Source organism: Azotobacter salinestris (assembly GCF_009363155.1).
Taxonomy (GTDB): Bacteria; Pseudomonadota; Gammaproteobacteria; order Pseudomonadales; family Pseudomonadaceae; genus Azotobacter; species Azotobacter salinestris.
In genome coordinates this window covers 698,966-719,982 of sequence record NZ_CP045302.1, presented here as the reverse complement: position 1 = coordinate 719,982, position 21,017 = coordinate 698,966, and the positions used below count along the sequence as shown (strand labels likewise).

General features: G+C 68.4%; 20 protein-coding genes and 1 pseudogene. 8 read left to right on the top strand and 13 right to left on the bottom strand.

Annotated elements, in window-relative coordinates; translation table 11 throughout:
- Positions 1-69: 69 nt before the first annotated feature.
- Both GCU53_RS03290 and GCU53_RS25395 read left to right on the top strand, forming a co-directional pair.
- Positions 70-666, top strand: a complete 597-nt coding sequence (locus GCU53_RS03290) for an alpha-ketoglutarate-dependent dioxygenase AlkB family protein (protein ID WP_152389770.1) — start codon at positions 70-72, stop codon at positions 664-666.
- Positions 663-830, top strand: coding sequence for a hypothetical protein (locus GCU53_RS25395; RefSeq protein ID WP_167520024.1), 168 nt, complete (start codon positions 663-665; stop codon positions 828-830). The genes GCU53_RS03290 and GCU53_RS25395 overlap by 4 nt, the downstream gene beginning before the upstream one ends.
- 73 nt (positions 831-903) lie before the next feature.
- On the opposite strand, the gene GCU53_RS03285 is transcribed toward GCU53_RS25395, so the two are convergent.
- The 6 genes and pseudogenes from GCU53_RS03285 to GCU53_RS03265 form a co-directional block, all read right to left on the bottom strand.
- Positions 904-1,599 carry a tripartite tricarboxylate transporter substrate-binding protein gene (locus GCU53_RS03285; protein WP_152386356.1) on the bottom strand — a complete coding sequence of 232 codons (696 nt, stop codon included), beginning with the start codon at positions 1,597-1,599 and terminating at the stop codon, positions 904-906.
- Positions 1,600-3,018 carry an IS4 family transposase gene (locus tag GCU53_RS03280; protein WP_152386355.1) on the bottom strand — a complete coding sequence of 473 codons (1,419 nt, stop codon included), beginning with the start codon at positions 3,016-3,018 and terminating at the stop codon, positions 1,600-1,602.
- Between the two features lie 56 nt (positions 3,019-3,074).
- Positions 3,075-3,431, bottom strand: a complete 357-nt coding sequence (locus tag GCU53_RS03275; protein WP_152386354.1) for a type 2 periplasmic-binding domain-containing protein — start codon at positions 3,429-3,431, stop codon at positions 3,075-3,077.
- Between the two features lie 29 nt (positions 3,432-3,460).
- Complete coding sequence (locus GCU53_RS26465) at positions 3,461-4,258, bottom strand: tripartite tricarboxylate transporter permease (RefSeq protein ID WP_280115865.1); 798 nt, start codon at positions 4,256-4,258, stop codon at positions 3,461-3,463.
- Positions 4,259-4,430: 172 nt separating this feature from the next.
- A pseudogene (locus GCU53_RS26460) lies at positions 4,431-5,027 on the bottom strand (tripartite tricarboxylate transporter permease); the annotation flags it as partial.
- A 37-nt stretch (positions 5,028-5,064) separates the two neighbouring features.
- Positions 5,065-5,538 (bottom strand): tripartite tricarboxylate transporter TctB family protein, encoded by a 474-nt coding sequence (locus tag GCU53_RS03265; protein ID WP_152386353.1) that lies wholly within the window; start codon positions 5,536-5,538, stop codon positions 5,065-5,067.
- A gap of 412 nt (positions 5,539-5,950) precedes the next feature.
- Here GCU53_RS03265 and GCU53_RS03260 point away from each other — a divergent pair, with 412 nt between their 5' ends.
- From GCU53_RS03260 to ccoM, 4 genes are all read left to right on the top strand, one after another.
- Complete coding sequence (locus tag GCU53_RS03260) at positions 5,951-6,727, top strand: IclR family transcriptional regulator (protein ID WP_152386352.1); 777 nt, start codon at positions 5,951-5,953, stop codon at positions 6,725-6,727.
- Positions 6,728-6,952: 225 nt separating this feature from the next.
- A complete protein-coding gene (locus GCU53_RS03255) occupies positions 6,953-8,011 on the top strand; it encodes a Gfo/Idh/MocA family protein (RefSeq protein ID WP_152386351.1) in 1,059 nt (352 codons plus the stop codon).
- An 11-nt stretch (positions 8,012-8,022) separates the two neighbouring features.
- Positions 8,023-8,838, top strand: a complete 816-nt coding sequence (locus GCU53_RS03250; protein WP_152386350.1) for a sugar phosphate isomerase/epimerase family protein — start codon at positions 8,023-8,025, stop codon at positions 8,836-8,838.
- A gap of 544 nt (positions 8,839-9,382) precedes the next feature.
- Complete coding sequence (ccoM, locus tag GCU53_RS26455; protein ID WP_280115864.1) at positions 9,383-9,493, top strand: cytochrome c oxidase subunit CcoM; 111 nt, start codon at positions 9,383-9,385, stop codon at positions 9,491-9,493.
- Between the two features lie 174 nt (positions 9,494-9,667).
- On the opposite strand, the gene codA is transcribed toward ccoM, so the two are convergent.
- A complete protein-coding gene (gene codA, locus GCU53_RS03245) occupies positions 9,668-10,906 on the bottom strand; it encodes a cytosine deaminase (protein WP_152386349.1) in 1,239 nt (412 codons plus the stop codon).
- Between the two features lie 162 nt (positions 10,907-11,068).
- Positions 11,069-11,539 (bottom strand): MaoC family dehydratase, encoded by a 471-nt coding sequence (locus tag GCU53_RS03240; RefSeq protein ID WP_152386348.1) that lies wholly within the window; start codon positions 11,537-11,539, stop codon positions 11,069-11,071.
- Between the two features lie 305 nt (positions 11,540-11,844).
- Between GCU53_RS03240 and GCU53_RS03230 the strand changes: the two genes are divergently transcribed.
- Positions 11,845-13,533: a long-chain fatty acid--CoA ligase gene (locus GCU53_RS03230; RefSeq protein ID WP_152386347.1), complete on the top strand. Its 1,689-nt coding sequence runs from the start codon at positions 11,845-11,847 to the stop codon at positions 13,531-13,533.
- A 42-nt stretch (positions 13,534-13,575) separates the two neighbouring features.
- Here the strand turns inward: GCU53_RS03230 and GCU53_RS03225 are convergent, their stop codons facing one another.
- The 5 genes from GCU53_RS03225 to glcD are packed head-to-tail and all read right to left on the bottom strand — an operon-like array spanning position 13,576 to position 19,985.
- Entirely contained in the window at positions 13,576-15,753 is a 2,178-nt protein-coding gene (locus GCU53_RS03225; protein ID WP_152386346.1) for a malate synthase G, read from the bottom strand.
- Between the two features lie 30 nt (positions 15,754-15,783).
- Entirely contained in the window at positions 15,784-16,191 is a 408-nt protein-coding gene (locus GCU53_RS03220) for a heme-binding protein (protein ID WP_152386345.1), read from the bottom strand.
- Positions 16,192-16,204: 13 nt separating this feature from the next.
- Entirely contained in the window at positions 16,205-17,419 is a 1,215-nt protein-coding gene (glcF, locus tag GCU53_RS03215; RefSeq protein WP_152386344.1) for a glycolate oxidase subunit GlcF, read from the bottom strand.
- Positions 17,420-17,427: 8 nt separating this feature from the next.
- Complete coding sequence (glcE, locus tag GCU53_RS03210) at positions 17,428-18,486, bottom strand: glycolate oxidase subunit GlcE (protein ID WP_152386343.1); 1,059 nt, start codon at positions 18,484-18,486, stop codon at positions 17,428-17,430.
- Positions 18,486-19,985, bottom strand: a complete 1,500-nt coding sequence (gene glcD / locus GCU53_RS03205) for a glycolate oxidase subunit GlcD (protein WP_152386342.1) — start codon at positions 19,983-19,985, stop codon at positions 18,486-18,488. The genes glcE and glcD overlap by 1 nt, the downstream gene beginning before the upstream one ends.
- Positions 19,986-20,229: 244 nt before the next feature.
- Between glcD and glcC the strand changes: the two genes are divergently transcribed.
- Positions 20,230-21,006, top strand: a complete 777-nt coding sequence (gene glcC, locus GCU53_RS03200; protein WP_152386341.1) for a transcriptional regulator GlcC — start codon at positions 20,230-20,232, stop codon at positions 21,004-21,006.
- Positions 21,007-21,017: the final 11 nt, after the last annotated feature.

Below are 21,017 nucleotides of genomic sequence, written 5' to 3'. Positions count from 1 at the left end.
GGCGCATTTATGGGAAAGCGTAGTCCTCGCCGGTGTAGGATGAATGCCCTGCAATCCGTCGCTCTCGCCATGCCGCTATTCGAAGCCTCAGTCGCGGACCTGCCCGATGCCGAACTGCGCTACCTGCCCGGCTGGGTGGACGGTGCCACCGCCGACCGCTGGCTGGCCGCCCTGCTCGCGGAAACCCCCTGGGAGCAGCCGCAGGTGCGGCTCTACGGACGCCTGTATCCGGTACCGCGCCAGGTCGCCTGGTATGGCGATGCCGCCTATCGCTACTCCGGGCTGACCCACCCGCCGCTGCCCTGGACAGCGCTTCTGGCGGAGATCCGTGTCGCCCTGGAGGAACTCGCCGGCCAGCCGCTGAACGGCGTGCTGCTCAACCATTACCGCGACGGCCGGGACTCCATGGGCTGGCACAGCGACGACGAGGCCGAGCTGGGGCGCAATCCGCTGATCGTCTCGCTCAGCCTGGGCGGAGCCCGGCGCTTCGACCTGCGCCGGATCGGACAGACGCGCATCGAGCATTCGCTGCTGCTCGAACACGGTTCCGTGCTGGTCATGGCCGGCGCGACGCAGCATCATTGGCAGCATCAGGTGGCGAAGACGCGCAAACCCTGCGCGCCACGCCTGAATCTGACCTTCCGCCAGGTGCATCCGCAGCCATGAGTCCCGACGACAACCTGATCGACTTCAGCAGCGAGCGCAGCAAGCGCATCCACGACCTGCACGAGAAACGCCTGAACAACGTGCGCCAGGCCTTCGCCCAGGCCCTGCCGCTGCCCCAGGGCAAAAAGAAGAAGCCCGCCGGTAAGCCGAAGAAGAAGCGCTGAGCCTTGGCCGGGGGCCGAGCAGGGCCCTCAGTCCCGGGCGAGAGGCCCGGCGAAGTGCCGGGCCCGAAGGGGATTACGGTCTGGCGATGCCCAGCGTGTCCGGCGAGGTCGCCACCGCCTTGGCCTTGTACATCGACCAGGCGGTGACCGACTGCCAGCGCTGCAGATACCGGGTGGCCTCGTCGCCGGAGAGATTCAGCGACTTGGCGCCGTAGTTCTTGAGGAAGGCCTGGAACTCGGGCGTGGCCACTGCCTTGGCATAGGCCGCGGTCAGCTTCTGCTTGATGTCCTCGGGCGTATCCTTGTGCACCCAGACACCCCAGAACGGTCCCCACGGCAGGTACTCGGCGATTGCCGGCAGCGCCTTGCTGATCGGCTCGACGCCCGGCAGCTCCGGCACTTCCTCGGCGTTCACCACCGCCAGGGCCTTGAGCTTGCCGGTGCGGATCAGCTCCTTGGCGGCAGCCAGGCTGAGCGGCATGAAGTCGATGTGCTTGCCCATCAGCGCGGTGATGCCGGGACCGTCGCCACCGAAGGTCACCTCGCGCACGTCGAGTTCGCCGACCGCCTTGATCATCGCGTGCACCGTGCTCGGCAGGGCGCCGGCACCGGCGCCGCCCATGCGCAGGGTGCCGGGGGCGGCCTTGGCCGCGGCCAGCAGGTCGGCCATGCTGTCGGCATGGGTGGCGATGACCGCCACGTTCTGGCCGATCAGGTTGATCGGGTAGAGGGCGCCGTAGTCGTACTGGGCCAGGCCGAGTACTTTCAATTACCCATAGCGGGAAGCGACGAGTAGTGCTCCCAGCTTGATGTCCATGAGACGGCACCAGCCTCGCCAGAGAACGACATTGCCGGGTGGCGGATCCGAGGCACGGGCGAGATAGCCGCCAAGCCTCGCAATGTGAATCAAGTAGTCGGAAAGTGTCCTCGATGGAGGAGGCTGGCCGGTGGCGTCGATCATCCGGTCAAGCAGGCCAATTTCGTCCCGGGTCAAGGCAATGCGGGGAGAGGCCTCAGGCTCGGTGCGGTTGAGCATGGCCATCCAGAACAGACGCCAGGCAATGATGCAGAACAAGGCTATGAGATTGACCAGACGCTCGGCCGTCCTGAGCCTGGCTTCCTCCGCACGGCAGCCGGATTTCAGGATCTTGTGGAACGACTCGATCTTCCAACGCAGGGCATACCAGTCAAGCTTCTCGATCGCCTCCTGCGGCGAGGTGACCGGCAAGTCGGTGATGAGCTGCCAATCGATGGCCGGCCTGCCGCTCGGCTCCCCACGCTCCCGCGCCTGGATCACGGTCAGGTCGATGGCCGAATAACGTTTCTGCTTGCCGATCGGCGGTAGCACGTGGATACGACGATAACGCAGCTCGACGATGGCTCGGGTGGTTTTCCTGCCCTCTTCGACCAGGACGTCATGAAGTCCCTGGACGGCAACCTCGCTCATCTGGTCGGCAATCGTCTGTTTGCCGCTGCCGGCCAGGCGGTCGACACAGGTCCTGACAAGGAAATGGGTACCGGCAGAGCGTGCCGCACAGAAGAACTCATAGATATCGTTTTCCCGGTCCCCGACATGGACCAGCCGTGCCGGATCGCCGAGCAGCGCGGTGGCATCGCGCAGGTTTTCCAGCCAGCGGACGCTCTCCTTGTGCTCGATCGGCACGCGGGTCGGATTGATCCGGCGCTTGAGAGCCGTCACTCCCCTGAACTTCGAGCGTGTCCAGAAGCGGATTGCGGCCAGTCCCAGGGGGAGCCCCTCCGGCGTGACGACCAGGCTGGAATGCATCAGCAGGCCACAGAGCGTATGCATGGGCCTGCGGCCATCGGTTTTCCGGCCGGGGATGGTGGTAAGCGTGCCGATCTGCTCGGGGTGCGCCCGCTTGTACGAAAACTCGGTCGTATCCTGAAGGACCAGCAGGGGACCGTCGACGGCAGCAGCGCGAATACGCGTCGACTGGAAGTGCCCGGCCAGAATCCGCGCCTCGTCTACCGCCGTGTTGGAAAGGAAGCGGTAGGCCGCCTTGGTATTCGCCCAGTCCTGGCAGGCCAGCGGGATGGGTTCTCCCACGGCATTCGCCATTTGCAGCAGCAGCTTGCGCAGCCGCCGGCCAAGGCGTTCGTCCCGGAACGTCGAGCCGGCGAGTTCCTGTTCAACCCAGGAGGCGTCAGCCAAAACAGAGCGGTCCATGGGACACCTCGGCTATGCGTTTCGGTGCCTCCAATGAATCATGGGGCGACCTCTTGTCACAAGCTCATATGGACCGCTCGCAGATATGGGTAATTGAAAGGGCCGAGTACCGGATACAGCTGCGGGTTCTCCGCGCCGAGCAGCAGGGTGTAGCCGTTGGGCTGCTGGCCGAGGACATAGGTGGTGCCGATCACCGCGGTGCCGCCCGGGCGGTTGCTGAGGATCAGCTTGCCGCCCAGCTCCTTCTCCGCGTAGGGCGACAGGCTGCGCATCACGTTGTCGGTGGCGCCGCCGGCGCCCCAGGGGATCACCGCCTGGATGGGGCGCTCGGGATAGCCGGCGGCATGGGCGGCCAGCGCGAAGCCGGCGGTGCCGGCGGCGAAGGTCAGTCCGACGAGCAGTTTCTTGAGCATGATGTACTCCGCTTGTTGTTGTTCTTGCATCAGTGGGTCAGGGGGGGACGTCTTTTCAGCCAACCCCGGGCGGGGCTCTTGCCGAGCAGGACCAGGGCGATGCCCAGGGTCAGGATCAGCGACACCGGGTTGGTGACGAGCTCGCCGAGCAGCTCGACCAGGCTGTTGCCGACCGAGGCCATGGCCTGGCGCCAGGCGTTGTCCATCATCGGGCCGAGGATCACGCCGAGGATCACCGGGCCCATCTGGAAGCCGAAGGCCTTGAGGAAGTAGCCGAGCAGGCCGAAGCCGAGCATCCAGTACACCTCGGTCATGCTGCTGTTGATCGAGTAGGTGCCGACCACGCAGAGCACCAGGATCAGCGGGATCAGGATGGCCTTGGGCAGCTCGACCAGCTTGGCGAACAGCCTGATGCCCATCAGGCCGAACACCAGCAGGAAGAGGTTGGCCAGCGCCAGGTTGCCCACGGTGAACCAGAAGATGTGCGGGCTTTCCACCATCAGCATCGGGCCGGGGTTGAGGCCATGGATCACCAGCGCGCCAATGATCACCGCGATCACCGCATCGCCCGGGATGCCAAGGGTCAGCATCGGCACGTAGGCGCCGCCGACCGCCGCGCTGTTGGCGGTTTCCGGCGCCACCAGGCCTTCGTAGGCGCCCTGGCCGAACGGCCGGCTGGGGTTCTTCACCGTACGCTTGGCGTGGTCGTAGGCCATCAGCGCGGCGATGTCGCCGCCGACGCCGGGAAGGGCGCCGACCAGCACGCCAATCACCGCGGTGCGCAGCGACAGCGGCAGGCACTTCAGCACCATGGCCAGCGACGGCACTATCTTGCTGACCTGCTGACCTGCTGACCTGCTGACCTGCTGACCTGCTGACCTGCTGACCTGCTGACCTGCTGACCTGCTGACCTGCTGACCTGCTGACCTGCTGGCGCACCGGCGCCACGTCCAGGCTGTGCAGCTGGTAGAAGGCTTCGGCGACGCCGAACAGGCCGATCATCACCACCACGTAGTGGATGCCGCCCATCAGCTCGAGCTGGCCGAGGGTGAAGCGGCCCTGGGCGGTTACCGGGTCCATGCCGACCAGGCCGATCACCGTGCCCAGCGCGGCGGCGAACACGCCCTTGGCCAGCGAGCCTTCGGCCAGGCTGCCGACCAGCAGCAGGCCGAGGGCGGCGATCAGGAAGTAGTCGCGCGGCGCGAACTGCAGCGCCAGCTCGCCGATCACCGGTGCGGCGCAGGCCAGCACCAGGGTCCCGGCCAGGCCGCCGATCACCGACATCACCGTGCTCAGGCCGATGGCGCGGCCGGCCTCGCCGACCTTGGCCAGCGGGTAGCCGTCGAAGGCGGTGGCCACCGAGGAGGGCGCGCCGGGGATGTTCAGCAGGATGGCGCTGCGCGAGCCGCCGTACACCCCGCCGATGAAGATGCCGACGATCAGCGCCAGGGCACTGTTGACCTCCCAGGAGAAGGTGAAGGAAACCAGGATCGACACCGCCATGGTCACCGACAGGCCGGGGATGGCGCCGATATAGATGCCGGCGAAGGTGCCCAGCGCGGTCAGCAGCAGCAGGTTGGGATCGGTCCAGGCCATCAGCAGGTAGGAGAGAGTTTCGCTCATGGGGATCTCCTCAGGGCAGGTAGACGCTGAAGGCGAGGCTGAACAGCAGGTAGATCAGACCCACCGCCAGGGCGCTGGTGAGCAGTGCGACCAGCGGCCGGCCGCCCTGCAGGTAGAGGACCGACAGCAGCAGGAAGGCGCAGGTGCTGACGTAGAAGCTGGCCCACTGGATGCTGGCCAGATAGGCCACCGCCAGCGCGGTGAAGACCAGGATGCGCCGGGGAAAATGCTGCCGGCAGAACTGCCGTGCGGCGGCGAGCCAGCCGTCGGCGCCGGACGGCTGCTTGCGCAGGGCATGGGCGAGGATGCAGCCGGCCGACAGCAGCAGGATCGCGCTGATGCCGAGGGGAAAGGCCCCCGGCGAGCTGATGCCGCTGAAGCCGGCGATCCGGTAGGCCAGCATGGCCACGCCGCCGGCCAGGGCCAGTAGCAGCCAGGCGAAGCCGAGCTCGCCGGCCAGCAGTTTTTCGGGATGTTTTCGCATGACGTGTCACTCCGCCGGAGGTTCACGGACGAACGCCCGGATGGCGAATCGATGGAGGATGGGACGGTTCGGAGGTCAGGCGTGCGGGCGTCGCCTGGAGCCCATGACGACGGCCGAAACAGGGCGGACGAGCAGGCGGAGCAGGGCATGGTGCATGGGCGGTTTTCCTTTCTTTTTATATTTGTGATGTGGCGCGAGCAGCCGGGGCCGGTCGCGTCTGGCGCAGATACTGGTGGCAAGTCCGATGGCAATCAATCGAGGATGTCCGATAATCGAACAAAAACTAACTGGTTCGAACATGGTGACAATGACTCCGGTGCCGCGCCCTGAGGCCAGTGCGTGGAGCAAGACGCGGTTTCCGTCGGCCAGCCGGCTCTTTTAGAATCGCGGCATTTCCGCCTGGATGCTGAACATGGCTGGCAGTCAAATCGAACGCGCGCTGAGTCTTCTGGAAAGTTTGACCGCCGATCCCGGTGGAGTCCCCCTGCAGAACCTGGCCGACCGGCTGCACATCCCCAAGAGCGCCACCCACCGCATGCTCGCCGACCTGATTCGCCTGGGCTACGTGCGCCAGGACCCGCAGACCAGCCGCTACCAGCTGTCCACCAAGCTGGTGGCGCTGGGCTTCCGCTACCTGGCCAACAGCGGCGCCGACCTGGTCCAGCCGATCCTCGACCGTCTGGCCGAGGAAACCGGCGAACTGGTGCGCCTGGGGGTGATCGACGGCGAGCGCCTGACCTGGATCGCCAAGTCGCAGGGCGCCCGCAGCGGGCTGCGCTACGACCCGGACATGGGCCGCGACGCGCCGCTATCCTCCACCGCCTCCGGGCATGCCTGGCTGGCCAGCATGAGCGACGCGGAGGCGCTGGCCCGCGTGGCGCAGCAGAAGCCAATCGACTGTGCCGAACTGGGCCCCAACGCGCCGCGCACCGAGGCGGAACTGCTCGAACGCCTGCGTCTGGCCCGCGAACACGGCTACGCCTGGGTGGTGGAAAGCTCGGCGGTCGGCACCGCGGCCATGGCCGCCGTGGTCCGCCACCCGCGCAATCATCACCCCATTGGCGTGCTCAGCCTCGCCGGTCCCAGCGCGCGTCTCGGCGAAGCGCGCATGCGCCAGCTGGCGCCGCGGCTACTGGCGGCCAGCGAAGAGCTGTCCGAAGCCAGCCAGGCCTCCGAGCTGTTCTCCTGATCCCTGCTCCCCCACCTCCGGCAGTTCCGCTGCGGCTGCACTGCCGAGTCGGGCCTGCCTGGTTCTCCCTTGTCGATCATGAGCGTGCGCTGAGCGCACGGCTTTGTCCGTTGCGTATTGCAGATAAATGGAACTTGATTCTATTTTATCCGCATTGCGGATTCCAAAGCCCGGTTCCCACTCCAGGCACCGGTTTTCCGCCCATGACAACAAGAGGACGCAACCTTGACCGAGCCGCTTCGCATCGCCCTGATCGGTGCCGGCGTCATGGGATGCCAGCATCACCAGCATCTCGAGGACCTGCCCGAGGCCCGGCTCTGCGCCGTGGCCGATCCGGGCCCGCAGGCCGCGGCCTTCGCCGCCGGATGCGCGGTGCCGCATTTCGCCGACCACCGGCAGATGCTCGCCGAGGTCCGCCCGCAGGCAGCCATCGTCGCCAACCCCAACAGCCTGCACGTCGGCACGGCGCTGGAGTGCATCGCCGCCGGCGTGCCGGTGCTGTTGGAGAAGCCGGTCGGCGTGCACCTGGACGAGGTTCGTGAGCTGGTCGCCGCCGCCGCGGGGGCCGGCGTGCCGGTGCTGGTCGGCCACCACCGCCGGCACAACCCGCTGATCGTCCGCGCCCGCGAACTGATCCGCAGCGGCAGCCTCGGCCGGCTGACCACGGTCACCGCGCTGTGGCAGCTGCAGAAGCCGGACAGCTATTTCGACACCCCTTGGCGGCGCGAGCCGGGCGCCGGGATGCTGCTGACCAACCTGATCCACGACCTCGACCTGCTGCGCCACCTGTGCGGCGAAGTCAGCGAGGTGCAGGCGATCACCGGCAACGGCGTGCGCGGCTTCGCCAACGAGGACAGCGCGGCGGTGCTGCTGCGCTTCGCCAACGGCGCCCTCGGCACCCTGACCGGCTCCGATGCGGTGACCGCGCCCTGGAGCTGGGAGCTGGATTCCGGCGAAAACCCGATCTATCCGCGTCAGGCCGACCAGCCCTGTTACCTGCTGGCCGGCACCCGCGGCGCGCTGAGCATCCCGCAGCTTTGGCGCTGGCACTACGCCGAGCCCGGCGCCGGCTGGCACCAGCCGCTGCTGCAGACCCTGGAGGCCTTCCAGCCGGGCGAGGCCCTGCGCCTGCAGTTGCAGCACTTCGTCCGGGTCGCCCGCGGCGAGGTGGTGCCGCTGGTCGATGCCGTCGATGCCGGCAACACCCTGGCGCTGATCGAAGCCATCCGCGAGGCCGCCGAAACCGGTCGCGCCTGCTCGCCCCACGTCATTTCCGCACCCTGAAGAGATCCGCCATGAGCGAACGCATCCTTTCCCTGGCCGCCCTGACCGTGCTCGAACTGTCCCCGCCCGAGATGGTGGAGGTGGCTGCCCGCGCCGGCTACAGCCACGTCGGCCTGCGCCTGGTGCCGGCCACCGCCGAGGAGCACCACTTCCCGCTGGTCGCCGATGCCGGCCTGCGCCGGCAGACCCTGGCGCGCCTGCGCGATACCGGCATCCAGGTATTCGACATCGAGATCCTGCGCCTCAAGCCGGAGGCCAACGTCGCCGAGTTCGAGCCGATCCTCGCCGCCGGCGCCGAACTGGGTGCCTGCGCGGTGCTGGTGGCCGGCAACGACCCCGACGAGGCGCGATTGACCGACAACTTCGCGGCCTTCTGCGACCTCGCGGCCGGCTTCGGACTTTATCCGCACCTGGAGTTCATGCCCTGGACCGACGCCCGGGACCTGGCCCAGGCCATGCGCATCATGGAGAACGCCGGGCGCGTCAACGGCTGCGTGCTGGTCGACGCCTTCCACTTCGACCGCTCCGGATCGCGCCTGGAAGACTTGGCACGGCTCGATCCGGCACGCATCCGCTATGCCCAGCTGTGCGATGTGGCCGGGCCGCGCCCGGACGACATGGAGGAAATCCTGCGTCAGGCACGCAACGAGCGACGCTTCCCCGGTGACGGCGACTGCGATCTGTCCGGCCTGCTGCGCACCCTGCCGGCGAACCTGCCGCTCAGTCTGGAAATTCCCACCCGCCAGTTGCTCGAACAGGGCGTCGGTGCCCTCGAGCGCGCCAGGATCGCCATCGACAAGACCCGCAGCCTGCTGGCGCTGCTCTGAAGGGCCACCCCTGCCGCAAGGGCGGGGGCATGGTCTGCCGACGGCCGGCAGCGAATCGGCCGGCCTGTCCGAAAGCGGCCCGGCGCCCATGCGGGCACCACATCGTCGCCACCGCTCTGCGACAGCCTCTTCACGGTCCTTCACACCCTATAAGAAAGTTTCTTCATATATGCATCTGCTCGAGAGATGTTTTTCGTCGAGTCCTGCCGTTGCACAACCGGCTTGTATTCAGATCGAATTAATGGCCAGTTACTGGCGAAGTCATATGTAATAGCGCACGTGGCATACATGATGAATTTTTTATTTCCCCAAGGCTGGCCTGAATAATTCCATGCGCATGTTGAGGTTTTATCTCCGGCAACTTTGAAAAGGTTGAAAGCCGCGCCAACCGCGACCTCCCGCCGCACCTAGATTGATCCATGTCAGTCCCTCGCCAGGCCGTTCGGCAACTATCAAGCGATATTGACCCCGATCAATTTTTCCCACCGTCGCTGCAGTTACCTTGAAGCCATCGGAGAGACCAACAGTGAAGAGGAGGCCAATCATGTTTTTCGATGAAGTGGTCTTGGCAGGAATAGCGGTTGTGGCAGGTGCAGTCATTTTCGCTGGCGGATTCGGTTATTTCATCTGGAAGGACGCGCAAAAACGCAAGTAATAGAGTCCTTCGGATTCAGAGCACGCAAGGCACTTTCGGGCGACAATAGTCGCCCATTTTTTTTGCCCGAATTTTTCCTCTTTCCGCCACCTCCGGCACGGCGACGCAAGCGAGCCTCACCTGCGTCATCCGTTCGTGCGTCCAGGCAGTGCTGCCGGGAGCCGTCGCGGCGATTCAGCTATAGCGCTCTATCCGCGCCGGCGTGCGGCGCATCAGCACTTCCCCGTGACGGATGGAGACCAGGGCGTGACCCTGGCTGCGCAGCATCTCGTAGTCGCTGGCCGCCGAGAGGATCAGAAGGTTGGCAGGTCGCCCCACCTCCAGACCGTAGCGCTCGCCCAGGTGCAGCGTCCTGGCGCTGTGCCCGGTGATCAGGTCGAGGGCGCGCTGCAGGTCGGCGTAGCCGAGCATGTGGCAGATGTGCAGGCCGGCCTCGAGGATGCGCAGGATGTTGCCGTTGCCCAGCGGGTACCAGGGATCGACGATGGAGTCCTGGCCGAAGCAGACGTTCAGCCCGGCACGGTCCAGTTCGGCGACCCGGGTCAGGCCGCGGCGCTTGGGATAGGTGTCGAAGCGCCCCTGCAGATGGATGCTCTCGGTCGGGCAGGAGACGAAGTTGATCCGCGACAGCTTCAGCAGGCGGAACAGCTTGGAGCAGTAGGCGTTGTCCCAGGAGCCCATGGCCGTGGTGTGGCTGGCGGTGACCCGCTCGCCCATGTCGCGCACCCGCGCCTCCTCGGCGAGCACCTCGAGAAAGCGCGACTGCGGGTCGTCGGTCTCGTCGCAGTGCACGTCGACCAGGCAGCCGGTGCGCTCGGCCAGGTCCATGAGGAATTTGATCGAGCTGACCCCCTGTTCGCGGGTGTTCTCGAAGTGCGGGATGCCGCCGACCACGTCGGCGCCCAGGGCGATCGCCTCGGCCATCAGCTCGCGGCCGCCCTTGTAGGACTCGATGCCCTCCTGGGGGAAGGCGACGATCTGCAGGTCGATCAACTGGCGGGTTTCCTCGCGCACCTTGAGCATCGCCTTGAGCGCGGCCAGCGTCGGGTCGGTGACGTCGACATGGGTGCGGACGTGCTGGATGCCGTGCTCGACCAGCATGTCGATGGCCTTCTTCGCCCGGGTCTTGGTGTCCTCGTGGGTGACCAGCGCCTTGCGCTCGGCCCAGCGCTCGATGCCCTCGAACAGGGTGCCGCTCATGTTCCACGCCGGTTCGCCGGCGGTGAGGGTGGCATCCAGGTGGATATGCGGCTCGACGAAGGGCGGCACCACCAGGTTGCCGGTGGCGTCCAGCTCGTCGCCGCCGGCGTCGGCCGGCGCCGGTTGCGCGGCTATGGCGGCGATGCGCGCGCCGTCCAGTTCGATGCGGTGGAGGCCTTCACGGCCGCGCAGGCGGGCATTGACGATCTTCATGGCGAACCTTCCTTCTGCTGTGCGGAGACGGCCGCCGATCCGGCGGGCCGGATCATTCAAGCAGCTGGCAGCGCATCTGGCGAGGGGCTCGTCCAGGGGGCGCCCGGCCGGGCCGGGACAGGGAGGATGGCCCCGCCGTGGCGACGGAGCCGGGGAGCGCGATCAGCCGATGCTGATCGGCGGCAGCTGGGTCAGTTCGACGGTCTGCTGACGGCGCGGAGCGAGGATTTCCGCCTCGCCGTCGACCACCAGCTCGTCATGCTGGTTGTAGACGCGGGTGGCGATGCGCACGCGGAACTTGGGCAGCTTCTCGAGGATTTCCAGGCGCACGGTGAGGGTGTCGCCGAGCTTCACCGCGCGGGTGAACTGCATGGTCTGGCCGAGGTAGATGGTGCCCGGGCCGGGCATGGTGCAGGCCACCGCGGCGCTGATCAGCGCGCCGCTGAACATGCCGTGGGCGATACGCTCCTTGTACGGGCTGCGTGCGGCGAACTCGGGGTCCAGGTGTACCGGGTTGTGGTCGCCGGAGAGGGCGGCGAACAGCTGGATGTCCTTTTCCTCCACGGTCTTGCTGTAGCTGGCCTTCTGGCCAACTTCGAGATCGCCGTAGGGAACGTTGGTAACCTGGCTCATGCAGTTTCCTTGGTATTCATCTATTAAGGGAGAAAGAGAGTCCCGATCGGGGCGATGGGAGCGGGAAGACCGGGGGGCGTTGCGGAAAAGCCCGCATTGTAGTGCCGGGCGCCGGGCTTTTCACGGGAACCGGCGCCGATTCGTGCGCAGCCGGGCCGTGCGTGCCGGAAATGTCCGTCCGGCAGGATGGCGCCCGGGGCGCACGAGCCTTCCGGAGGGCCTGCCGGGCCTGCTACTCTCGGGACGCTTGTCTGCCAGCGGACAATAAGAATCCAACCTGCGCCAATGCATGGAGTAGTCGTTGCATGATCGAGAACTTCTGGAAGGACAAGTATCCCGCCGGCCTCGTTCGCGAAATCGATCCCGATCTGTATCCCAACATCCCCGCCGTGCTGAAAGCCTCCTGCCAGCGCTTCGCCGACCGGCCGGCGTTCAGCAACCTCGGGCGGACCCTGAGCTACGGCGAGCTGTACGAGCTGTCCGGCGCCTTCGCCGCCTTCCTGCAGGGACTGGAAGGGCTGCAGCCGGGCGACCGCATCGCCGTGCAGTTGCCCAACCTGCTGCAATATCCGGTGGCAGTGTTCGGCGCCCTGCGCGCCGGGCTGATCGTGGTCAACACCAACCCGCTGTACACCGCCCGGGAGATGCAGCACCAGTTCAACGACTCCGGGGCCAAGGCCCTCGTCTGCCTGGCCAACAAGGCCCATCTGGTCGAGGAGGTCCTGCCGCGGACCGGCATCCGCCACGTGGTGATCGCCGAGGTTGGCGACCTGCTGCCGCCGCTCAGGGGCGTACTGGTCAACGCCGTGGTGCGCCACGTCAAGCGCCTGGTGCCGGCCTACCACCTGCCGCAGGCGCTCAAGTTCACCGATGCCCTGAACCAGGGACGCCAGCGGACGCTGCGCGAGTTCGAGACGGCGCCCGACGACGTCGCCGTGCTGCAATACACCGGCGGCACCACCGGCACGCCCAAGGGCGCCATGCTCACCCACCGCAACCTGGTGGCCAACATGCTGCAGTGCCGGGCGCTGGTCGGCGGCGTCCTGGGCGAGGGCTGCGAAATCCTGATTGCGCCGCTGCCGCTCTACCACATCTACGCCTTCACCCTGCACTGCATGGCGATGACGCTCCTCGGCAACCACAACCTGCTGATCACCGATCCGCGCGATTTGCCGGGCATGGTTCGCGAGCTGTCGAAATGGCGGTTCACGGGGTTCGTCGGCCTCAACACCCTGTTCGCCGCGCTGTGCCATGACGAGGGCTTCCGCCGCCTGGACTTCTCCACGCTGAAGCTGACCCTGTCCGGCGGCATGGCCCTGCAGCAGGCCAGCGCCGAGTGCTGGAAGAGCGTCACCGGCTGCGAGGTTCTCGAAGGCTATGGCCTGACCGAGGCCAGCCCAGTGGTTTCCGGCAACCCCTATGGCCACATCCGCCCCGGCACCATCGGCATGCCGTTGGCCTCGACCCTGTGCAAGGTGCTCGACGAGGAGGGCAACGAACTGCCGCCCGGCAGCAGCGGCGAACTCTGGGTGAAGGGGCCGCAGGTGATGAAGGGCTACTGGCAGAACCCCGAGGCCACCGCCGAGGTGCTCGATGCCGACGGCTGGCTGCGCACCGGCGATGTCGCGGTGATCGAGCCCGACGGCTACCTGCGCATCGTCGACCGCAAGAAGGACATGATTCTGGTGTCCGGCTTCAACGTCTATCCCAACGAGCTGGAGGACGTGCTCGCCAGCCTGCCGGGCGTGCTGCAATGCGCCGCCGTCGGTGTGCCCGACGAGCGCACCGGCGAGGCCATCAAGGTCTTCGTGGTGGTCAAGCCCGGCGCGACCCTCACCGAAGAGCAGGTGATGCGCCACATGCACGCCAACCTCACCGGCTACAAGCGCCCGAAATACATCGAGTTCCGCGACCGCCTGCCGACCACCAACGTCGGCAAGATCCTGCGCCGCGAACTGCGTGACCAGGCGCAGGGCAAGCCGGTCGGGGCGTAGCGGGCGAGCCCGCGAAGCGCACGGCGCCTCGCGGGCCGGGGCTCAGCTTCGCTCCTGCTTGAAGAGGCGGCGGTACTGGTGCAACAGCGGTTCGGTGTAGCCGCTGGGCTGCTCGCAGCCCTTGAACACCAGGGCGCAGGCCGCCTGGAAGGCCACCGAGCGCTCGAAGTCGGCGGCCATCGGACGGTAGAGCGGATCGCCGGCGTTCTGCTGGTCGACGACGCGGGCCATGCGCTGCAGGACCTCCATGACTTCCTCCCGGTTCGTCACGCCGTGGCGCAGCCAGTTGGCCATGTGCTGGCTGGAGATGCGCAGGGTGGCGCGGTCCTCCATCAGGCCGACGTCGTGGATGTCCGGCACCTTGGAGCAGCCGACGCCCTGTTCGACCCAGCGCACCACGTAGCCGAGCAGGCCCTGGGCGTTGTTCTCCAGCTCCTCGCGGATCTCCCCGGCGCTCCACTGCGGCGCGGCGACCACCGGGATGCCGAGCAGGCCGTCGAGCAGCTCGTCGCGCACGGTAGCCAGCTCCACCCGCTCCAGCTCGGCCTGCACGGCGGCGACATCGACCTGATGATAGTGCAGGGCGTGCAGGGTCGCGGCGGTCGGCGAGGGCACCCAGGCGGTGTTGGCGCCGGCCCTGGGGTGGGCGATCTTCTGTTCGAGCATGTCGGCCATGCGGTCGGGCATCGCCCACATGCCCTTGCCGATCTGCGCGCGGCCGCGCAGGCCGCAGGCCAGGCCGGTCAGCACGTTGCTGCGCTCGTAGGCGGCGATCCAGGCCGAGGACTTCATGTCGCCCTTGCGCAGCACCGGGCCGGCTTCCATGGCGCTGTGGATCTCGTCGCCGGTACGGTCGAGAAAGCCGGTGTTGATGAACGCCACCCGCGCCGCGGCGGCGCCGATGCAGGCCTCGAGGTTGACGCTGGTGCGCCGTTCCTCGTCCATGATGCCCATCTTCAGGGTGTGGCGCGAAAGGCCGAGCAGGTCCTCGACGCGGCCGAACAGCTCGTCGGCAAAGGCCACCTCGTGGGGGCCGTGCATCTTCGGCTTGACGATGTAGATCGAGCCATCGCGCGAGTTGCCGCGGCGCTCGAGATCGTGCAGGGCGGCGAGGCTGGTGACCACGCAATCGAGGATGCCCTCGGGGATCTCGCGGCCCTCGACGTCGAGGATCGCCGGGTTGGTCATCAGGTGGCCGACGTTGCGCACGAACATCAGCGCGCGGCCGGGCAGGGTCAGTTCCCCGCCGTCGGCGCTCAGGTAGCGGCGGTCCGGGTTCAGGCGGCGGGTGAAGGTCTTGCCGCCCTTGTCGATCTCCTCGCTCAGGGTGCCCTGCATCAGGCCCAGCCAGTTGCGGTAGACCTGCACCTTGTCCTCGGCATCGACCGCGGCGACCGAGTCCTCGCAGTCCATGATGGCGGTCAGCGCCGCCTCCAGCAGGACGTCCTTGATCCCGGCGCCGTCGTCCTTGCCGATAGGATGGCCGCGGTCGATCCGGATCTCGAAGTGCAGGCCGTGATTGCGCAGCAGGACCGCGTCGGGAACATCCGGCGCGCCCTGGTAGCCGACGAAGCGCTCGGGATGCTCGAGGCCGGTCCGGCTCTGGCCCAGTTCGATCTGCAGCCGGCCGTCGACCACGCGGTAGGCCGTGGCCTCGGCATGGGAGCCTTGGGCCAGCGGTGCGGCCTGGTCGAGGAAGGCGCGGGCGCGGGCGATGACCTGGGCGCCGCGCCGCGGGTTGTAGTCCGTGCCGGGTGCGGGGTCGTCGTCCGCGGCGATGGCGTCGGTGCCGTAGAGCGCGTCGTAGAGGCTACCCCAGCGAGCGTTGGCGGCGTTCAGCGCGTAGCGTGCGTTGGACACCGGCACCACCAGCTGCGGGCCGGCCTGCACGGCGATCTCGCGGTCGACCCTGGCGGTGCTGGCGGTCACCCGCGGCGGACGCGGCAGCAGGTAGCCGATGCCTTCGAGAAAGGCGCGGTAGGCCGCCAGATCGCGCACCGGGCCGGGGTTGGCGCGGTGCCAGGCGTCCAGCTCGGCCTGCAGGCGGTCGTGCTCGGCGAGCAGGGCGCGGTTCTTCGGCGCCAGATCGTGGACCAGGGCGTCGAAGCCCTGCCAGAAGCGGGCGGCATCCAGGCCGGTGCCGGGCAGCGCTTCGTCTTCGATGAAGCGGGCCAGGTCCTCGGCGACTTGCAGGCGCTGACGGGAAGTGCGCGGGTTCATATCTACTCCTGTTCGTTCGTTCGATTGCGTTCAGCCGGCCACGCCCTGGATGCCGGCCCTGGCCACCTGGGCGTCCTGGTCGGCGCGCACGCCGGAGACGCCGACGGCGCCGACCACCTGGCCGTCGACCACGACCGGCACGCCGCCCTCGAGGGTGGCGCTGAGCAGCGGCACGGAGAGGAAGGCGGTGCGCCCGTTGTTGATCATGTCTTCGTAGCTTTTGGACTCGCGACGGCCGAGGGCGGCGGTGCGGGCCTTCTCGAGGGCGATGTAGGCGCTCGCCGGGGCGCAGCCGTCGAGGCGCTCGAGGGCCAGCGGATGGCCGCCGTCGTCGACCACCGCGATGGCCACGGCCCAGGCGTTGTTCTGCGCTTCGCTGCGGGCGGCGGCGAGCATCCGCGCGACCTCGCCCTGGGTCAGGACTGCTTTGCTGTGCATGGGGTTCTCCGGTTCAGATGAGGGCTTCGACCAGTTCGATCCAGTGCCGCACCGGGGTGCGGCCGGCGCCGTCCAGATGGACCTGGCAGCCGATGTTGGCGGTGGCGATCAGCGGGGGCTGGCCGCTTTCCAGGGCGTCGAGCTTGTTGTCGCGCAGTTGGCGCGACAGGGCGGGCTGGGTGATCGAGTAGGTGCCGGCGGCGCCGCAGCAGAGGTGCGCGTCCGGCACCGCGGTGAGCTGGAAGCCGAGGCGCGCGAGCACCTCCTCGACGGCGCCGCCGAGCTTCTGCGCGTGCTGCAGGGTGCAGGGGCAGTGGAAGGCCAGGCGCAGGTCGGCCCGGATGCCGAGGCGCTCCAGCGGCTCGTCGCGCAGCACCTCGACCAGGTCGCGGGCCAGCTCGCTGACCCGGCGGGCCTTGGCGGCGTAGCGCGGATCGCCGGCCAGCAGGTGGCCGTAGTCCTTGACGAAGGCGCCGCAGCCGCTGGCGGTCTGCACGATGGCCTCGGCGCCATCTTCGAGGGCCGGCCACCAGGCGTCGATATTGCGCCGGGCACGCTCGAGGCCTGCGTCCTGGGCGTTCAGGTGATAGTCCAGGGCGCCGCAGCAGCCGGCTTCGCGAACCGCCGTCACGCTGATGCCGAGGCGGTCGAGCACGCGGGCGGCGGCGGCGTTGGTGTTCGGCGACAGTCCCGGCTGCACGCAGCCTTCGAGCAGCAGCACGCGGCGTGCGTGGCGCGGCCGCGGGCGGCTTCCGGCCGGCTGTATGCGGCGCGGCAACTTGGCCCTGAGCGTCTCCGGCAGCAGCGGGCGGAGGTTCTCGCCGGCGCGCAGCAGGGTCTTGAAGACCAGCGGATGGGGCAGCAGCGCGCGCAGGCCGGCGTTGCGCAGCCGCTGGCCGAGGGGGCGCGGCACCTGCCGTTCGACCTGGGCGCGGCCGATGTCCAGCAGGTGGTGGTACTGCACGCCGGACGGGCAGGTGGTTTCGCAGCCGCGGCAGCCCAGGCAGCGGTCCAGGTGCTCGCGGGTGCTGGCGCCGGGCTCGGCGCCCTCCAGCACCTGCTTGATCAGGTAGATGCGCCCGCGCGGGCCGTCCAGCTCGTCGCCGAGCAGCTGGTAGGTCGGGCAGGTGGCGTTGCAGAAGCCGCAGTGCACGCAGCTGCGCAGGATGCCTTCGGCCTCGGGGCCGCGCGGCAGGGCCAGAGCCTCCTGGTTCAGATGGGTTTGCATGGTCGACCTCAGAATTCCGCGTACATCCGCCCCGGGTTGAAGATCCCCTGCGGGTCCAGTTGCGCCTTGAGCTGGCGGTGGTAGCGCATGAGCGGCGCCGGCAGCGGCTGGAAGGGGCTGTCGCAGACGCCGGCGCTGTGGCAGCTGGCATGGCCGCCGACCTCGCCGACGATGGCGCGGATCACCTCGGCGTCGGCGTCCGACTTCAGCCAGCGCTGAGCACCGCCCCAGTCGATCAACTGACTGCCGGGCAGTGCCAGCGACGGAACGGCGTTGGGCAGCGACAGGCGCCACAGCGGCCGCGGATCGGCGAAGAAGGCCAGGCGCCGCTCGCGCAGGTCGTCCCAGAAGCCGTCGTCCAGCGGCTCGCCGCCGAGGCGCTGGCGGGCCGCGGCCAGCGAGCCTTCGCCGCCCTCCAGGCGCAGGTACAGGGCTTCGCCGTCGTGGCAGGCGGCGCTGAGCGGGATCGGCTGCTGGCCCCACTCGGCCAGCTTGGTCAGCGCCCAGCCGGCATTCATCGCCAGACGCAGGGTGGTGCGGGCGCGCGGGCGCGGCAGGACCTTGAGCGAGACCTCGGTGATCACCCCGAGGCAGCCGAAGCTGCCGGCCAACAGGCGCGACAGATCGTAGCCGGCGACGTTCTTCATCACCTCGCCGCCGAAGTGCAGGTGCTTGCCGTAGCCGGTGATCAGCCGCGTACCGAGGACGAAGTCGCGCACCGCGCCGACCCAGGGCCGGCGCGGGCCGGACAGGCCGGCCGCGAGCATGCCGCCCACCGTGGCCGCGCCGAGGTGCGGCGCCTCGCAGGCGAGCATCTGGCCCTGTTCGGCGAGTGCCTGTTCGAGCTCGGCCAGCGGCGTGCCGGCGCGCACCGTGACCACCAGTTCGGTGGGGTCGTAGCGGACGATGCCGCGATGCCGGCGGGTGTCCAGCGGCTCGCCGGCCACCGCGCGGCCGAGGAAGGCCTTGCTGTCGCCGCCATGGATGCGCAGCGGGGTGCGCGTGGCGATCGCCTGGTTGACCTGCTCCAGCAGCTCGGCGCTGGCGTCGTGGGCGGACGGGCTCATCAGAAACGCTCCAGTTCGGGGAAGGGCAGCCGGCCGTGGTGCACGTGCATGGCGCCGAACTCGGCGCAGCGGTGCAGGGTGGGGATGTTCTTGCCGGGGTTGAGCAGGCGTTCGGGATCGAAGGCCGCCTTCACCGCGTGGAACAGGGTCAGCTCGTCGGCGTTGAACTGGGCGCACATCTGGTTGATCTTCTCGCGGCCGACGCCGTGCTCGCCGGTGATGCTGCCGCCCACCGCCACGCACAGCTCGAGAATCCTGCCGCCGAGGGCCTCGGCGCGCTCCAGCTCGCCGGGCCGGTTGGCGTCGAAGAGGATCAGCGGGTGCATGTTGCCGTCGCCGGCGTGGAACACGTTGGCCACGCGCAGGCCGTATTCGGCGGAGAGTTCGGCGATGCCCCGCAGCACGCCGGGCAGTTCGCGGCGCGGGATGGTGCCGTCCATGCAGTAGTAGTCCGGCGACAGGCGCCCGACCGCCGGGAAGGCGTTCTTGCGCCCGCCCCAGAACTTCGCCCGCTCGGCCTCGTCGCGCGCTTGGCGCACCTCGGTCGCGCCGGCCAGGGCGAGCACCTGGCGCACCCGTGCGCAGTCCTCGTGCACGTCGTCCTCCACGCCGTCCAGCTCGCAGAGCAGGATGGCCGCGGCCTCCACCGGGTAGCCGGCGTGGATGAAGTCCTCGGCGGCGCGGATCGCCAGGTTGTCCATCATCTCCAGGCCGCCGGGGATGATGCCGGCGGCGATGATGTCGCCCACCGCCCGGCCGGCCTTCTCCACCGAGTCGAAGCTGGCCATGAGCACCTTGGCCATCGGCGGCCTGGGCAGCAGCTTCACGGTCACCTCGGTGACGATGCCGAGCATGCCTTCCGAGCCGCTGAACAGGGCGAGCAGGTCGAAGCCGGGGCTGTCCAGGGCGTCGGAGCCCAGGGTCAGGCGTTCGCCCTCGATGGTGAGGATCTCGACCTCGAGCAGGTTGTGGACGGTCAGGCCGTATTTCAGGCAGTGCACGCCGCCGGCGTTCTCCGCCACGTTGCCGCCGATCGAGCAGGCGATCTGCGACGAGGGATCGGGCGCGTAGTAGAGGTCGAAGGGCGCCGCCGCCTGGGAGATCGCCAGGTTGCGCACCCCCGGCTGGACGCGGGCGAAGCGGCCTGCGGGGTTCACCTCGAGGATTCTGTTGAAGCGCGTCATCACCAGCAGGATGCCCTGTTCCAGCGGCAGCGCCCCGCCGGACAGGCCGGTGCCGGCACCGCGCGCCACCACCGGCACCCGCCGCTGGTGGCAGAGCCTTAGCAGGGTCTCGACCTGTTCGACGTGCTCGGGCAGCACCACCAGCATCGGCGTGGTGCGGTAGGCCGAGAGGCCGTCGCATTCGTAGGGCTTGAGGTCTTCCTCGCGGTAGAGGATTTCCAGGTCCGGCAGCCGCTCGCGCAGTTCGGCGAGCAGGACGGCCTTGTCGACCCGGGGCAGCGCGCCATCGAGGCGCTCGTCGTAGAGGATGTTCATGGGGACTCGCTGAGGCGGCCTCTTGTTGTTGTTCGATAGGCGCGGGGCCTGCGTCGGTTGCCTTGGCAGCATCGACACGCCGGTGCCGGCCGTCCAGCGCGGGGTATACTGGTCCTACCAGTTCATGAGGATGGTCGTTGCGATCGGTTGGCACACCCCTTGTCGAGACTGACTGCGGGCGGAAAGGCTTCGCCCCACCTTCCATCCCTTCGTACTGGTCCGACCAGCTAGGAGAGACTCTCCCATGCCCCCCGAAACCATCGTCGAACGCCGCCAGGTGGCCGATGTGGTGGCCCAGCGCATCGAGCGGCTGATCGTCGACGGCGTGCTCAGGGTCGGCCAGGCGCTGCCCTCGGAGCGGCGCCTGTGCGACCGGCTGGGCATCTCCCGCTCGGCGCTGCGCGAAGGCCTGCGCGTGCTGCGCGGGCGCGGCATCATCGAGACGGCCCAGGGGCGCGGCTCCTTCGTCGCGCAACTGTCCGACGGCGGCGACACCAGTCCGCTGCTGCACCTGTTCGCCTCGCAGCAGCGCACCCTCTACGACCTGCTGGAGGTGCGCGTGCTGCTGGAGGGGGAGTCGGCGCGGCTGGCCGCCCTGCGCGGCACCGAGGAGGACTTCATCCGGCTCGGCCGGCGCTACGGGGAAATGGTCGCCGCCCAGGCAGCCCCGCCCGCGAGCATCGACCCGCGCGAGCACGCGCGGCTGGACCACGCCTTCCATCTGGCGATCTGCGAGGCCGCGCACAACCCGGTGCTGCTGCACACCCTGCAGTCGCTCACCGACCTCATGCTGACCACGGTGTTCGCGTCGGTGAACAACCTCTATCACCGTCCGGCGCGCAAGAAGCAGCTCGACCGCCAGCATGCGCGCCTCTACCACGCGGTGATCGCGCGCCTGCCGGAACAGGCCCGGCGCGCCGCCCACGACCACATCCACAGCATCCGCGACAGCCTCCGGGAGATCGAGCAGGAGGAGCAGCGCCTGGTGCGCACGACCATGCGTCTGGGGGACGGGGACTGAAGGCGCTGGCG